Source organism: Streptomyces sp. NPDC048566, from assembly GCF_043199735.1.
Taxonomy (GTDB): domain Bacteria; phylum Actinomycetota; class Actinomycetes; order Streptomycetales; family Streptomycetaceae; genus Streptomyces.
This window is the reverse complement of record NZ_JBICWL010000022.1, coordinates 85,575-99,282: the sequence shown is the minus strand read 5'-3', so window position 1 is coordinate 99,282 and position 13,708 is coordinate 85,575. Positions and strand designations below refer to the sequence as shown.

The window sequence follows — 13,708 nt, the reverse complement described above, 5'->3', positions numbered from 1 at the left end:
TCGCGGACGGCCAGCTCGACCAGCATCACCGCCATCAGGGACGGCTGGCTGCTGGAGGAGACCAGCTCGCCGTCGCGCAGGACCCCCGTCACGTCGCGTCCGGCGCCCGCACACCGCGGGGCCGGGCAGGCGGGCGGTCAGGCCGTGAGGCGGGCCACCGCCTCGGCCACCCGCTCGTCGGAGGCGGTCAGCGCCACCCGGACGAACGACTCGCCGGCCGTGCCGTAGAAGTCGCCGGGGGCCACCAGGATGCCCAGCCCGGCCAGGTGCGCCACCGTCGCCCAGCAGGACTCGTCGCGGGTGGCCCAGAGGTACAGGCTGGCCTCGCTGTGCTCGATGCGGAAGCCGTGCCGGACCAGGGCGTCGCGCAGGGCCGTGCGGCGGGCCGCGTAGCGCTCGCGCTGCTCGCGGACGTGCGTGTCGTCGCCGAGCGCGGCGACCACGGCCGCCTGGGTGGGCGCGGAGGTCATCATCCCGCCGTGCTTGCGGATCTGGAGCAGCTCGCCGAGGACGGCGGGGTCGCCGGCGAGGAACGCGGCGCGGTAGCCGGCCAGGTTGGACCGCTTGGAGAGCGAGTGGACCGCGACGATCCCCTCGTAGGAGCCGCCGCAGACGTCCGGATGGAGAACGGAGACCGGGTCGGCCTCCCAGCCCAGTTCCAGGTAGCACTCGTCGGAGAAGACGAGGACGCCGTGCTCGCGGGCCCAGGCGACGGTACGGGCCAGCTCGGCGGCGGAGAGGACCTTGCCGGTCGGGTTCGACGGGGAGTTCAGCCACAGGAGCTTCAGGTCCGTCGGGTCCAGCGCGGTCGGGTCGTCGTACGCCACGTGGTCCGCTCGGGCGAGCCGCGCGCCGACCTCGTAGGTCGGGTACGCGAGGCGCGGGTAGGCCACCGTGTCTCCCGGACCGAGGCCCAGCTGGGTGGGCAGCCAGGCGACGAGTTCCTTGGAGCCGACGATCGGCAGGACGTTGCGGTGGGTGACGTCGCGGGCGCCGAGCCGTCGCTCCACCCAGCCGGTGAGCGCGTCCCGCAGCTCGGGCGTGCCCCAGACCGTGGGATAGCCGGGCGAGTCCGCGGCGGCGACCAGTGCCTTCTGGATCAGCTCGGGCACCGGGTCCACCGGGGTGCCGACGGAGAGGTCGACGATACCGCCCGGGTGAGCTGCGGCGGTCGCCTTGTAGGGCTCCAGCTTGTCCCAGGGGAAGGTGGGAAGCCGGTCGGAGACTGCGGACACGGGATCGGGCTCACTTTCTCGTACGTACGACCCTCGCCCGTGCGTCGCGGACGCCCCGCACGGGCGGCGGGCCTGGGGTCGCGGGCCGACCCCGAGGGCGGAAACGGTCGCGGAAAAGGCGAACGCCTCGCCCCCGTACGGTGATCGGAGCGATCAGGCCGTACGGGGCCGAGGCGGTGCCGCTCCGGCCGCCGCCGGGGGCCGACCCGGCGGGCCGCCTACTGGTTCTGCGGCGGAAGCCCCGCGATGAAGGCGTGGTCGCGCTCGATCAGGCCGAGCTTGCTGGCGCCGCCGGGCGAGCCGAGGTCGTCGAAGAACTCGACGTTCGCCTTGTAGTAGTCCTTCCACTCCTCGGGAGTGTCGTCCTCGTAGAAGATCGCCTCGACCGGGCACACCGGCTCACAGGCTCCGCAGTCGACGCATTCGTCCGGGTGGATGTACAAGGACCGGGAGCCCTCGTAGATGCAGTCGACCGGGCACTCCTCGATGCACGCCTTGTCCTTGACGTCGACACAAGGCTGCGCGATGACGTAGGTCACGCTGTCGTTCCTCCTCGATAGGGCGCTGGCGGGCCTTTCGCAGGCTCCGCCGCCTGGCGCGCGGGAGCGCGGCGTAGTCGATGCCCGCCCCTAGTATCTCCGTTCCTGGGCATGATCCGAACAGGAGGGGTGAACCGACCCGTGGAAATCTTTGCCTCCGGCCGACTCGACGTCCGTATCACCCCTGCTGACGTGGGGAAACGCGTATCCGTGCGGCGCATGACGGACGATGGAGACACGGTGGAGAAGTTCACCGATACGGTCGGTGTTCTCACATCATGGGACGACGGTGTGCTGCTGATCACACGACGGACCGGCGAGCGGGTGCGGATCGCGCAGTCGACGCTGGTCGCGGGCAAGGTCGTGCCGTCCGCTCCGGCGCGGCGGCGCGGCCCCGCCGCGTCGTACGCGGAGCTGGCGCGGGTCGCGGCGCGGGCCTGGCGGCCGGTCGAGAGCGAGTGGCTCGGCGACTGGGAGCTGCGTGCCGCCGCCGGCTTCACCCGGCGCGCCAACTCGGTGCTGCCGCTGGGCGACCCGGGCGTGCCGCTGGACGAGGCGCTGGCGCGGGTGCGCGACTGGTACGCGGCCCGGGGGCTGCCCGCGTACCTCCAGACCAGCACGGGCGCCGAGGGCACGCAGGAGGCGCTCTGCGCGGAGCTGGCGGAGCGCGGCTGGACGAACGAGGTGACGGCGGAGCTGTGGACCGGCGCGCTCGCCCCGCTCGCCGACGGCGAGGCGGCCGGAGTGACGCTCGCCCGGTCGGCGGACACCGCCTGGCTCGGCCGGTACGGGCGCCGGGGGGCCGACGAGGTGGCGCTGCGGGTGCTGGGCAGCGGGCCGTCGGTGTGGTTCGCGACGGTGCCGGGCGAGGCGGGCGGGACGCCCGCCGCGATCGGCCGGTGCGTCGTGGACGGCCGCTGGGCCGGTTTCGCGGCCGTCGAGGTGGACCCGGCGCACCGGCGGCGAGGGCTGGCCACCGCCGTGATGTCCGCGCTGGCCGAGCGCGCGCTGGGCGAAGGCGCCTCGGCGGCCTGGCTCCAGGTGGAGCGGGACAACACCGCCGCCCGCGCCCTGTACGCGGCGCTCGGTTTCACCTCCCACCACGCCTACCACCACTACCGGTGGGTGCCGCCCGGTGCCGCCGCGCCGGGTGCCGGCCCGGCGGGCGGCGCGGCGACGGGTGGGACGGGCGGCGCCGAGACGGACCGATCGGCGCGGAGGGGCACGGACCGGCCATGACCTCCCTTCAGCCACCGGGACCGGAGCGCGCCGACGCGGTGCGGCGGCGGTTCGCCGAGGAGGCGCGGTCCGAGCGCCCCGATCTCGCGCTGCTGTGCCTGCTGGTGGGCGCCGCCGGTGACGGCGCGCTGGACGAGGCGGGGATCGACGCGGCGCAGATCGAGCTGGACGACCTGGCCGGGCGGCTGCCGTTCCGGCCCGGCGGCCCCCGCGCCTGGGCGAGCGCGCTCGCCGAGCTGCTCGGCGGACGCTGCGGCTTCCACGGCTCCCCGGCCGACTACCGGCGGCTGGAGTCGTCCCTGCTGCACGCGGTCCTGCGGCGGCGGCGCGGGCTGCCCATCCTGCTCTCCGTGGTGTGGACGGAGGTCGCCCGGCGGGCCGGCGCACCGGTCCACGGGGTCGCGCTCCCGGGCCATTTCGTGGTGGGCTTCGGGCCACCGGAGGAGCAGGTGCTCGCGGACCCCTTCGACGGGGGGCGGGTGCTGACCGGGTCGGACGCGGAGCTTCTGGTGGCGGGCGCGACCGGTGCCCCGCCGGACCGGTCGATGCTCTCCCCCGCCGACCCGCTGGACGTGGTGCTGCGCGTCCTCAACAACATCCGCGCCTGGTCGGCCGCCCGTCCCGAGCACTCCGACGTCGCCCTGTGGGCGCTCGACCTGTCCCTGCTGCTGCCGTCCCACCCGGCCCGCCTGCGCCACGAGCGCGCGCAACTCCTGGTCCAGCGGGGCGACTTCCTGGGCGGGGCGGCCGAACTCGACGCCTACGCCGATGTCGTGTCGGCGGTGGACGAGCCGGCCGCCGACCGGGTTCGCCGGCAGGCCCTCGCGGCCCGCGCGATGCTCAACTGACCGGCGGCGGGACGGCCCCCGTCACCGGCCGTCCCCCGTCGTCCGCGACCCCGCCCGGCACCGCACCGCATCGCACGGCGCCGCCCTCACAGCCAGCCCTTCTCCCGGGCCGTCCGCACCGCCTCCGCGCGGTTGCGGACCGCGAGTTTCTGGATGGCGGTGGACAGGTAGTTGCGGACCGTTCCCTGCGAGAGGTGGAGGGTGGTGGCGAGTTCGGCGTTGGTCGAGCCGTCGGCGGCGGCCCGGAGGACCTCGCGTTCGCGTCCGGTGAGCGGGTTGGCGCCCTCGGCGAGCGCGGCGGCCGCCAGGGTGGGGTCGATGACGCGTTCGCCGTCGAGCACCTTGCGTACGGCGGCGGCGAGTTGGGCGGCGGGGGCGTCCTTGACGAGGAAGGCGTCGGCGCCGGACTCCATGGCACTGCGGAGATAGCCGGGCCGGCCGAACGTGGTGAGGACCAGCAGTTTGACGCCGGGCAGTTCGCGGTGCACCTCGGCCGCGGCCTCGATGCCCGTCATCCCCGGCATCTCGATGTCGAGGAGCGCCACGTCGACCTCGTGTGCGCGGGCCGCCGCCAGCACCTCGTCGCCGCGGGCCACCTGCGCGACCACCTCGATGTCCGGCTCCAGTCCCAGCAGGGCGGCCAGCGCCTCGCGGACCATCGACTGGTCCTCGGCGAGCAGGACCTTGATCGTGCGGCTCATGCACCGGATCCTACGGCGTCCTCCGCCGCTCCCCCAGGGCCCCGCCCGCCGGTCAGGGGGACCCGGGCCACCAGCCGGAACCCACGCCGCGCGCCTCCGGTCTCCAGCGAACCGCCCGCCTTCTCCAGGCGTTCGGCGAGGCCGGTCAGGCCGTTGCCGGGGACACCGCCGGCGGAACCGCCCGAACCGTCGTCCTCGACCGACAGTTCGAGGACGGGCCCGTCCAGGGTCTGGCGGCGGACCAGCTCCACCGTGCAGCGGCGGGCGCCGCTGTGCCGTACGACGTTGGTGACCGCCTCGCGCAGCGACCAGGCGAGCGCGGACTCGCCCTCGTCGGACACCCCGTGCAGGTCGGGTTCGGCCGGCAGGCCGGCGGCGACGCCCGCGGCCGTCAGCGCCACCTGTGCGCCGGCGAGTTCGCCGGCGAGCCTCGGCCGCCGGTAGCCGGTGACGGCCGCGCGGACGTCGACCAGGGCCTGCCGGCTGACCTGCTCGATGTCGGCGACCTGCCGGGCCGCCCGCTCCGGGTGGTCGGGCAGCATCCGTCCGGCCAGCTCGCTCTTGAGCGTGATCAGGGACAGCGAGTGGCCGAGCAGGTCGTGCAGGTCGCGGGCGAGCCGCAGGCGCTCCTCGTTCGCGGCGAGCTGGGCGACGGTGGCCCGCGCCCGGCGCAGCTCCACCGTCGTGCGGACCAGTTGCCGCACCCCCGTCATCGCGAAGCCGATGAGGACCACCAGCAGGACGAGGCTGCGGGCGTCCTCGGCGCCGCCGTGCAGGCCCACGAGCATCATGACGCCCGCGGTGAGCGGGATGGTCCAGTACGAGACCCGCAGCGGGAACGCCGTGCCGCAGGCGACCGAGACGTACACGAACAGGCCGAGCCAGGCGGGGCCGAGGGTGAGGGAGAGGACCACGGCGAGCGCGAGGAGGGTGAGCACCATGAGGGACACCGCCGGCAGGCGGGAGGCGGCGACGCCCATGGTGCGGAAGACCAGCGTGAGGTAGACCGCGACGAAGGCCGCCAGACCGGCCCAGCCGGCCACGGTGGCCGGCGTGGAGTGGTCGCCGGCGGCGAGGTCGTGGATCGGCGAGCTGAGGAACACCAGCCAGATGACGATCCACACCGACTTGCGCAGGGCCTCGCGCAGGGTGCGGGGGGACTCCCCCGTGCGCACCGGCCCCTCGATGCGGGCCCCCTCGGGCAGCGGGTCTTCCGTCATGGCGCTCACGCCTTCAGCGTGTCCTTCCGGTACAGCCACGCCGCGCCGCCCGCGAAGAGGGCGAAGAAGGCGACGAGGAGGGCGATGTCCTTCGCGTGCGGGGCCTCGCCCAGTTCGACGGCCTGCCCCAGGGCAGCGTACGCGTGCGTGGGCAGCCACTTCGCGATGTCCTGGAGCCAGCCGGGGAAGGTCGTCGAGGGAATCCACAGGCCGCCGAGCATCGACAGGCCGAAGTAGACGATCATGGTGATCGGCCGGACCGCGTCCCCGCTCGCCAGGTAGCCGATGGCCACGCCGAGCGCGGCGAACACGAAGCTGCCGGCCCAGATCACCCCGGTGAGGGCGAGCCACTGCCAGGCGTCCAGCCGGACGTCCTTCACGGCCGCGGCGACCACGAAGACGATGACGATCGACGGCAGGCTGATCACGGCGGCGCTCGCGGTCTTGCCGAGGACGTAACCGCGGCCGGGCAGCGGGGTGAGCCGCAGCTGCCGCACCCAGCCGCTCTCCCGCTCCTTCGCGATGCGCTCGCTGTTGCCCATGAGCACCGCGGTCAGCGCGCCGAAGGAGGCCATCGAGACCATGAAGAACGTCGGCAGGGTGAGGCCGGTGCCCTCGACCTTCGTGGTGCTGTCGGCGTTGCCGGCGATGAGCAGGAACAGGGCCGAGGGGTAGACGACCGAGAAGAACAGGAACTTGCGGTTGCGCAGGGCGCGGGTGATCTCCAGCTTGATCAGGCTGTTCACCGGGAATTCGCCTCCTCGGCGGTGGTGCGGGCGGCCTCTTCGGCGGCGGCGCGGTGGGCTTCCTCGGCGGCGGTGATGGCGACGAACGCCTGTTCCAGCCCGAGTCCGGCGACTTCCAGGTTGCGGGGGTGGAGGCCGAGTCCGTAGAGCGCGTACACGGTCGCGTCCGCGTCGGCGGACTGGATGCGCACGGTCTGCCCGGAGACGTCGATCGAGGTGATCCGGGGCAGTGCGCGCAGCGCGGCCTCGTCGACGGCCCCCTCCAGGTCGAAGGAGATCCTGCGGGCGCCGGCGCGGGCCTTGATCTCGGCCGCCGTGCCGTCGGCCAGCAGACGTCCCCGGTGCAGGACGAGGACGCGGTCGGCGATGGCGTCGGCCTCCTCCAGGTAGTGCGTGGCGAAGAGGACGGTGCGGCCCTGGTCGGCCTCCTCCCGCATGGTCGCCCAGAACGCCTGGCGCGCGGTGACGTCCATGCCGGTGGTGGGCTCGTCGAGGACGATCAGGTCGCTGTCGCCGGCGGTGGCCAGGGCGAAGCGGACGCGCTGCTCCTGGCCGCCCGAGAGCTTGTCGACCTTGCGGTCGGCGATCTGGGAGACGCCGGCGCGGGCGAGGACGTCGGTGACGCGGTGGGGGCGGGGGTGGAGGGCGCAGGCGAGCCGGACCAGTTCGCCGACGGTGACCTCGTCCATCAGGCCGCCGCTCTGCAGCATGGCGCCCACCCGGCCGGCGACGATCGCCTCCCGCGGGGTGGTGCCGAACACCCGGACCGTGCCGCTGTCGGCGTTCTTCAGGCCGAGCAGCAGGTCCAGCGCGGTCGACTTGCCCGCGCCGTTCGGGCCGAGCAGGGCGACGGTCTCGCCGGGGTGCAGGTCGAGCGTCAGGCCGTCCACGGCGCGGACGTCGCCGTAGCTCTTGGTCACCGACGCGAACGCGGCCACCGAGGTGGTGGCCGCCGCGGTCGCAGTGGTTGTCATGCGGTCCATCGTGGCCGCCGCGGGGGTGCGGGCGGCAGTGCGCCGTGTCCCGGGTCCCGGATGACAGATGTCATGCCGGCGCCCCGCGAGCGGGGTCAGCGCGGCGCTCCGGGCCGCAAACGGAACGAGGGCGTCCGGCCGGTACGGAACCGGCCGGACGCCCTCGGCGCCGTGCGCCCCGTCCTAGTGCCCCGACCGCACTAGCTGGGGTTGGTGGGGATGGTCACGATGCGCTCGGCGGCCGTCTTGCCGACCAGGGCCCGGCCGACGGCGGAGGCCACGTCCTCGGGGCTGACCGGCTTCTTGCTGCCGTCGCCCTTCGTGACGGTGACGCCGTCGAAGGCGCCTCCGTACAGCGACTTGAGCGCGTTCAGGTCGTAGTGCTCGACCAGCTTGCCGTTGACCGGCCGGACGCTCAGGAACTTCCAGATGGAGTTCTGCGGGCTGAACGAGATGGCGTGGGCCGGGTCGGTGCGGACGGTGATGTTCGCCGACATGGCGGGCGTCGCGAAGGTGGCCATCTTGCGGTCCACCGCGTCCTTGGACACCGTCGGCTGACGGGTGGTGGTGGCGACCTTCACCGGCGTGCTGGTGTCGGTCTCCACCTGGGCGCGGTAGGCGTCCTCGACGGCCTGTATCGAGGGCTTGACGTCGATGCCGTTGCCGGGCTTGCCGTACACCGGAACGGCCTTGCCCGGCCGGAACTTGATCGTGCCGTCGCTCGCCGTCCCCGCGCCGCCCGCGGCCCGCTCCAGGGCCGCCTGGAGCTTCTCCTCGTCGACGGGCATGGCGGGCTCGACCACCCGCTGCCGGCCGAACAGCGAGCCGATCACGGAGATCGGGTTGTAGTCGCTGCCCGCCGCGGAGCGGACGGTGGCCTGGGTGTCGAGCTGGAGCCCGGCCTGGTCGGGCTTGAGGGAGACGGTGTCGCCGTCGACGGACAGCTTGAGCGGCTTGTTCGTCCGGTCGCCGAAGGACTCGTCGAGAATCCGGACGGCGTCGTCGCGGGTGCCGCCGCCGATGTCGACGCCGAGGACGGTGGTGCCCTTGGGCACGTCCGAGTGGTTCATGAGCAGGCCCGCGCCGTAGGCGCCGCCGGCCAGGACCACGACCAGGCCGGCGAGGAGGGCCGGCTTGCTGCGGCCCTTCTTCTTCGCCGGCTGCGCCGCCGCGGGGGCCGGGCGGACCGGCTCGGGCAGCTTCGGCGGGGTGTGCGGCAGCGGGCCGTCGGACTGCGCGCCGGACCCGAACGGGGAGTTCCGGCCGGGGGTCACCACGGGGATGCCACTGGTCAGCGTGTGACCGGAGACGTTCTCCGCGGGGGCGCCGTAGCCGCCGGGACCCGGATCGGGCGCCGGCTTCTGCGGGGTGAGGATCGCGGTGTCGTCGCTGAGACCGCCGCCCAGACCGCCGCCCGGGTATCCCGGGCCCGGGTCGCCGGTGCCGGTCCGGTGGTTCGGGTTCCCGTTCGGGCCGGCGGGACCCGCGGCCAGGCTGCCGGGGGCGGCGCCGGCGCCGGCCGGCGGCACCAGCGGGCCGTCGCCGGTGACCGGGCCGCCGGTCGCGCCGGCGGGACCGCCCCGGCCCTCGGTGAAGTAGGGCAGGTCGTCGCGGCGGGGCTCACCGCCGCCGTTCGGCGCGCCGGCTCCCGGCGAGCCGACCGCGGGGAACGAGCCGGTGTCCCGCAGCGCGCCGGAGACGTCGAAGGACCCGGTGCCGCCGCCGTGGCCGGGCGCCACGGGTCCGGCGCCGGTGGCGCCGGGCAGCCCGGCCCCGTTGGTGCCGCCGCCGTTGGACCCGGGGGGCCGGACGCCGCCGGTGACGCCGAGCGGGCCGGCGCCGTTCGGCGGGGTGGGACGCCCGTTGCCGGGCCGGTTGCCCGCGGGTGCGCCCTGGCCGGCCGGACCGGCGGGGGCCGGGGCGCCGGGCATCCCGGCGCCGTTGGTGGAGCCGCCGCCCTGGCCGCCCTTGGGAGCACCGGACTTGCGGGGAGCGAACCAGTCGCTGGTCTTCTCCTCGGACCCGCCGGTCTGTTCGGCGGCCGGCGGCTGCGCCGGGGCCGGAACGGACGGCGCCGTGGTGGCGGCCGGGGCGCTCGGGGGCGAACTCGGGCCACCGGAGGGGCGGGTGGCGCCGGTGTCCGCGCGCTCGCCCGACTCGGCGGACGCCTCGGCGTCCGCGACGGGGGTGCGGACGACCACGGGCGGGATGGGCCGCGATCCGGGGATGTTGATCCGGATCCGTGTCGTCAGCGTGGTTTCGGTCTTGCGCTCCTCCGGCGGCTTACCGGTGGCCGAACGGCCGGCGTCGGCACCGCTCTCGGAGGCCGTGGGGGTCCCGTACGGCGGCGTCCCCGACGGGTAAGCGGCTCCACCGCGCCCGTTGGGCCCGGAGGACGAACTGTCAGTTTCACGACTCAAGGCAGGTTCTCCCGGTTGGCTCCGCCGCCCGTTTCCTCGACCTCATCTCGGGCAGCTCGGCGGCGCGCACAACCATACTGGCCATGTGTGGCGCGCAAACCTCGGCCGATGGCGAAACTCGCACGGGACCCGCACCTGACCGATACGGCGAAGTGGTACGTCACTTGCCAAGTCGGGCACGGGGCACGCCCGGTTGCCGCCCCTGGCCGAGGGTGGCGCACATCACAGCCACCGCCATGCCTCCGAGCAGGAAGAGGTAGGAGCCGAGGCCCGCGCCGAAGAGGAAGTCCCCTTCCGGGCGACTGGCGGTGAGCAGGACGACGGCGACCATCCAGCCCGCCGCGGGCGCGACGGCCCCCGCCCGGGACGCGGTGGCCCGGGAGCCGCCGAGGAAGAGTCCGGCGGCACCGGCGAGCGCGAGCAGCAGCCCCAGCGGGAACCAGCCGGCCTGGACCAGCGCCCCCGCGGCCCCGACGACCGCGCCGAGCAGGAAGAGGCCCAGGTAGGCGGCGATGCGCCCGCCCGAGGGCCGGGTCAGTGGCTGCGCGAGCATGCTTCCGCCGCCGCGCTGTCCCGTCGTGCTCATCACCGCTCCGTTCCTCGCGCCGTCACCGTCGCCCGGCCTTCGCGGGTCACCGGTCGATCCCTTCGAAGAGGTCCGTCTCGCGCCGGGCCGGACGCGGCGCACCCGCCAACTCGTAGTACTCGGTGGTGAAGAGGGGCTGCGCCAGGTCGTTGGAGAGCGCGAACCAGGGGCCGTCCACGGTGATCTGGGTGGTGTGCGCCCGCATCGCGGCCATCTTGGCGGCGGTGAAGGCGCTTCCGTCGATCTCGGTGGTGACGGCCTCCTCGTCGACCACGCCGGGTACGTCGTCCACGGCGGCGGCCCGCTCGAAGGGCAGCCCGGGGAGCGCCTCCCGCAGCCGGCCGAAGGCCTCCTCGGCGACCGGTCGCGGCATCCGGTTCCAGTAGGTCTTCGCGATCCGCCAGGCGGGCCCGAGATCGGGGCGGTGCGCGGGGTCGGCGGCCCGCTCGGCGGCGCGCGTCGCGACGCGGTGGGCCTGGATGTGGTCGGGGTGGCCGTATCCCCCGTGCGGGTCGTAGGTGACGAGGACCTGGGGACGGACCTCGCGGACCACCTCCACCAGAGCGTCGGCGGCCTCGTCGAGGTCGGCGGACCAGAAGGCACCGGGCCGGTGGTTCTGCTCGACGCCCATCATGCCGGAGTCGCGGTACCGCCCCGGGGCGCCCAGGAAGCGGTGGTCGTGGACGCCCAGCTCCTTCATGGCGGCGGCGAGTTCCCCGACCCGGAACGCGCCCAGGCCGCCCTCACGGTCGGCGGCGAGGTGGGCCAGTCCGGGCGGGATGACCTCGCCCTCCTCGCCGAGGGTGCAGGTCACCAGCGTCACGTGCGCGCCCTCGGCCGCGTAGCGGGCCATGGTCGCGCCGTTGTTGATCGACTCGTCGTCCGGATGCGCGTGCACCAGGAGCAGACGCCGGTCGGGCAGTTCCGTCATGGGGCCAGCCTACGAGGCGGCGGCCTCCGGCGGCGGGGCCGGGCGGCGGGACCGGCGACGCACCGGCGCGCGCCGGCCACGGGTCTCCCGGCCGGGCCCCGGGAGCCCGCCCGCGACGTTCACTCGCGCGGGTGAGCGTGCCCGGGGCATGGGAGGGCGGGGCGGGGGGCGGCGGGTCCGTTCACCGTCGCGCCCCTCGGGAGGGACCGTCGCCGGCGTGGCACGGGCGGGCGGGGTGCGGAGCCAGGTCGATCTCGGCCCACACCGTCTTGCGCGGCGGCGGCCCCGGCACGGCCCCCCAGCGGTCGGCGAGCGCGTCGACGAGGACGAGTCCGCGTCCGGACTCGGCGGCGCCCGCCGGGTCCCGCAGGGCCGGAGCCCGGTCACCGCGGGTGTCGCAGACCTCGATCCGCAGCGTGCCGCCCACGACGTAGAGCGTGAGCCGGAAGTCGCGTCCCGGGACCCGGCCGTGGGTGGCGGCGTTGGCCGCCAGCTCGGCCACGACGTGCGGTGCGCGGTCCAAGGGGAGCCCCCAGGCGCGGAGTTGCTCGGTGGCGAGCAGCCGGGCCAGCCGCGCTCCGCGCGGGGTGGGCGACAGCAGCACGCTGGTGTTCCTGATGGGTCCCGTGGGCCGGGCGGCCGGAGCGGCGAAATCTCGGTTCACGTCACTCAGCGTGGCGGCTGCCGCCTACCGTGCACAGTGACGACGCCGGTGCGTACGGTGACTGTCCGGGGCTTGTCCGGCCGTGTCCGGGCTGTCCACAACCGCCGTACGGGTAGGGCGCGTCGAGGCACGGCGGTACGGCGGAGGGGTGCGGCATGGCGACGGACGGCGACGCGGGACGGCTCAGGAGCGAGGCGGACGAACCCGGGTGGGAGGTGGACCCGGACGACGACTGGGGCGTCGCCGTGGTCGCCACCGTCGGGCGGCAGCTGAGGCTGCGGCGCGAGGCGGTGGGGATGCGGGCGGCCGAGTTCGGCGAGTCCGTGGGGTACGGCGAGGACATGGTGTACAAGATCGAGGCGGGTCGGCGGATTCCCCGCCCCGAGTACCTGGACAGGGCGGACGAGGTCCTGGGCGCGGGCGGGCTGCTCGCGGCGATGCGGGAGGACGTGGCGAAGGTCCGGTACCCGAAGAAGGTGCGGGAGCTGGCCTCGCTGGAGGCGCGAGCGGTCGAGATCGGCGTGTACGAGTGCAGCAGCATCGCGGGGCTCCTGCAAACACCGGAGCACGCCCGTGCGCTGCTGGAGTCGTGGCAGCCCAGCTACTCGGCGGAGGACCTGGAGCGGCGGGTGTCGGCGCGGATGGCACGCCGGTCGATCTTCGAGCGTTCACCGGCGCCCGCTCTGGGCTTCGTGCTCGAAGAGGCGACGCTGCGCCGCCGGGTCGGAGGGACAATGGTGCGGCGGCAGCAATTCGAACGCCTGCTGGAGGTGGGGCGGTTGAACAACGTCACGCTTCAGGTGATGCCGATGGACAGTGCGGCGCATCCCGGCATGAGCGGCAGGATCGAAGTGCTCAAGTTCGAGGACGGAACGGCGGTCGCGCGCTCCGACGGCGCGTTCAACGGCCGCCCGACCTCCGATCCGAAACAGCTCCGCGTGCTCGAACTGCGCTATGGCACGATCCGGGCCCAGGCCCTCCCACCCGGGGAGTCGCTCGCCCTCGTCGAACAACTACTGGGAGAGACATGATCGGCAAGCCCACCGACGGGAACTCCGGCGAACCGGCGTGGTTCAAGAGCAGTCACAGCAGCGGCCCCGACGGTGATTCCTGCGTCGAGGTCGCCGCAACGCCCCGCACCGTCCACGTGCGCGACTCCAAGGACCCCGCCGGCCCCCGGCTCGGGCTGACGCCGGGAGCCTGGGCCGACTTCGTGGCGTACGCGGCGGGGCGCTGACCGGCGCGCCGACTCAGAACTTGATGCTCCCGATCATCCCGGCGATGTTCGTCGTCAGGTCGTTGATCGTGGGCGCGATCGTCGACGAGGCGAGATAGAACCCCAGCAGGACACACACCAGGGCGTGGACGGCCTTCAGTCCTGACTTCTTCACCAGGATGAAGACGATGATCGCCAGCAGCACCACCGCCGAAATCGAAAGTGCCACGGCGGCTCACCTCCAAAGTTCCCAGGGACCAGGGGGGTTGTACAGGGGACATGCAGATCCCCGTACGAGGGTTCGCACGGGGTCGGTACGTCCGAACAGCAGCCAGCAGGTTCTTACCCACGCAGCGCTAGTGATCATAACTATCCGTACGCGCGCATCG

The 13,708-nt window shown here is 74.2% G+C and carries 15 protein-coding genes and 1 pseudogene; 4 read left to right on the top strand and 12 right to left on the bottom strand.

Annotated elements, in window-relative coordinates:
- The 3 genes and pseudogenes from ACGFS9_RS26375 to fdxA all read right to left on the bottom strand — a co-directional run.
- A pseudogene (locus ACGFS9_RS26375) lies at positions 1-172 on the bottom strand (methyltransferase); the annotation flags it as partial.
- On the bottom strand, positions 138-1,235 hold the full coding sequence (locus ACGFS9_RS26370) for a bifunctional succinyldiaminopimelate transaminase/glutamate-prephenate aminotransferase (protein ID WP_393256679.1): 1,098 nt from the start codon (positions 1,233-1,235) through the stop codon (positions 138-140). The pseudogene ACGFS9_RS26375 and the gene ACGFS9_RS26370, both read right to left, overlap by 35 nt.
- Positions 1,236-1,453: 218 nt before the next feature.
- Complete coding sequence (gene fdxA, locus ACGFS9_RS26365) at positions 1,454-1,774, bottom strand: ferredoxin (protein WP_393256678.1); 321 nt, start codon at positions 1,772-1,774, stop codon at positions 1,454-1,456.
- 141 nt (positions 1,775-1,915) lie between these two features.
- Here fdxA and ACGFS9_RS26360 point away from each other — a divergent pair, with 141 nt between their 5' ends.
- Together ACGFS9_RS26360 and ACGFS9_RS26355 are read left to right on the top strand one after the other, a co-directional pair.
- Positions 1,916-3,013 (top strand): GNAT family N-acetyltransferase, encoded by a 1,098-nt coding sequence (locus ACGFS9_RS26360; protein WP_393256677.1) that lies wholly within the window; start codon positions 1,916-1,918, stop codon positions 3,011-3,013.
- Positions 3,010-3,861 carry a tetratricopeptide repeat protein gene (locus ACGFS9_RS26355; RefSeq protein WP_393256676.1) on the top strand — a complete coding sequence of 284 codons (852 nt, stop codon included), beginning with the start codon at positions 3,010-3,012 and terminating at the stop codon, positions 3,859-3,861. The genes ACGFS9_RS26360 and ACGFS9_RS26355 overlap by 4 nt, the downstream gene beginning before the upstream one ends.
- An 86-nt stretch (positions 3,862-3,947) precedes the next feature.
- Here ACGFS9_RS26355 and ACGFS9_RS26350 read toward each other — a convergent pair whose 3' ends face one another.
- The 8 genes from ACGFS9_RS26350 to ACGFS9_RS26315 all read right to left on the bottom strand — a co-directional run bounded on the left by ACGFS9_RS26350 (position 3,948) and on the right by ACGFS9_RS26315 (position 12,103).
- A complete protein-coding gene (locus tag ACGFS9_RS26350) occupies positions 3,948-4,562 on the bottom strand; it encodes a response regulator (protein WP_393256675.1) in 615 nt (204 codons plus the stop codon).
- Entirely contained in the window at positions 4,559-5,782 is a 1,224-nt protein-coding gene (locus ACGFS9_RS26345) for a sensor histidine kinase (RefSeq protein ID WP_393256684.1), read from the bottom strand. Before ACGFS9_RS26345 ends, ACGFS9_RS26350 begins: the two co-directional genes overlap by 4 nt.
- Before the next feature lie 5 nt (positions 5,783-5,787).
- The gene (locus ACGFS9_RS26340) at positions 5,788-6,528 is read right to left on the bottom strand and encodes an ABC transporter permease (protein ID WP_393256674.1); all 741 of its coding nucleotides are present in this window, start codon (positions 6,526-6,528) and stop codon (positions 5,788-5,790) included.
- On the bottom strand, positions 6,525-7,502 hold the full coding sequence (locus ACGFS9_RS26335) for an ABC transporter ATP-binding protein (RefSeq protein WP_393256673.1): 978 nt from the start codon (positions 7,500-7,502) through the stop codon (positions 6,525-6,527). The genes ACGFS9_RS26340 and ACGFS9_RS26335 overlap by 4 nt, the downstream gene beginning before the upstream one ends.
- A 200-nt stretch (positions 7,503-7,702) precedes the next feature.
- Positions 7,703-9,922, bottom strand: coding sequence for a hypothetical protein (locus ACGFS9_RS26330; RefSeq protein WP_393256672.1), 2,220 nt, complete (start codon positions 9,920-9,922; stop codon positions 7,703-7,705).
- A 160-nt stretch (positions 9,923-10,082) separates the two neighbouring features.
- Positions 10,083-10,508, bottom strand: coding sequence for a DUF6113 family protein (locus ACGFS9_RS26325; protein WP_393256671.1), 426 nt, complete (start codon positions 10,506-10,508; stop codon positions 10,083-10,085).
- 46 nt (positions 10,509-10,554) lie between these two features.
- Positions 10,555-11,439 (bottom strand): N-acetyl-1-D-myo-inositol-2-amino-2-deoxy-alpha-D-glucopyranoside deacetylase, encoded by an 885-nt coding sequence (mshB, locus tag ACGFS9_RS26320; protein WP_393256670.1) that lies wholly within the window; start codon positions 11,437-11,439, stop codon positions 10,555-10,557.
- A 181-nt stretch (positions 11,440-11,620) separates the two neighbouring features.
- Positions 11,621-12,103: an ATP-binding protein gene (locus tag ACGFS9_RS26315; protein WP_393256669.1), complete on the bottom strand. Its 483-nt coding sequence runs from the start codon at positions 12,101-12,103 to the stop codon at positions 11,621-11,623.
- 155 nt (positions 12,104-12,258) lie between these two features.
- Between ACGFS9_RS26315 and ACGFS9_RS26310 the strand changes: the two genes are divergently transcribed.
- A complete protein-coding gene (locus ACGFS9_RS26310) occupies positions 12,259-13,134 on the top strand; it encodes a helix-turn-helix domain-containing protein (RefSeq protein WP_393256668.1) in 876 nt (291 codons plus the stop codon).
- Positions 13,131-13,340, top strand: a complete 210-nt coding sequence (locus ACGFS9_RS26305) for a DUF397 domain-containing protein (protein WP_393256667.1) — start codon at positions 13,131-13,133, stop codon at positions 13,338-13,340. Before ACGFS9_RS26310 ends, ACGFS9_RS26305 begins: the two co-directional genes overlap by 4 nt.
- A 13-nt stretch (positions 13,341-13,353) precedes the next feature.
- Here ACGFS9_RS26305 and ACGFS9_RS26300 read toward each other — a convergent pair whose 3' ends face one another.
- Positions 13,354-13,548 carry a hypothetical protein gene (locus ACGFS9_RS26300; RefSeq protein ID WP_081219228.1) on the bottom strand — a complete coding sequence of 65 codons (195 nt, stop codon included), beginning with the start codon at positions 13,546-13,548 and terminating at the stop codon, positions 13,354-13,356.
- Positions 13,549-13,708: the final 160 nt, after the last annotated feature.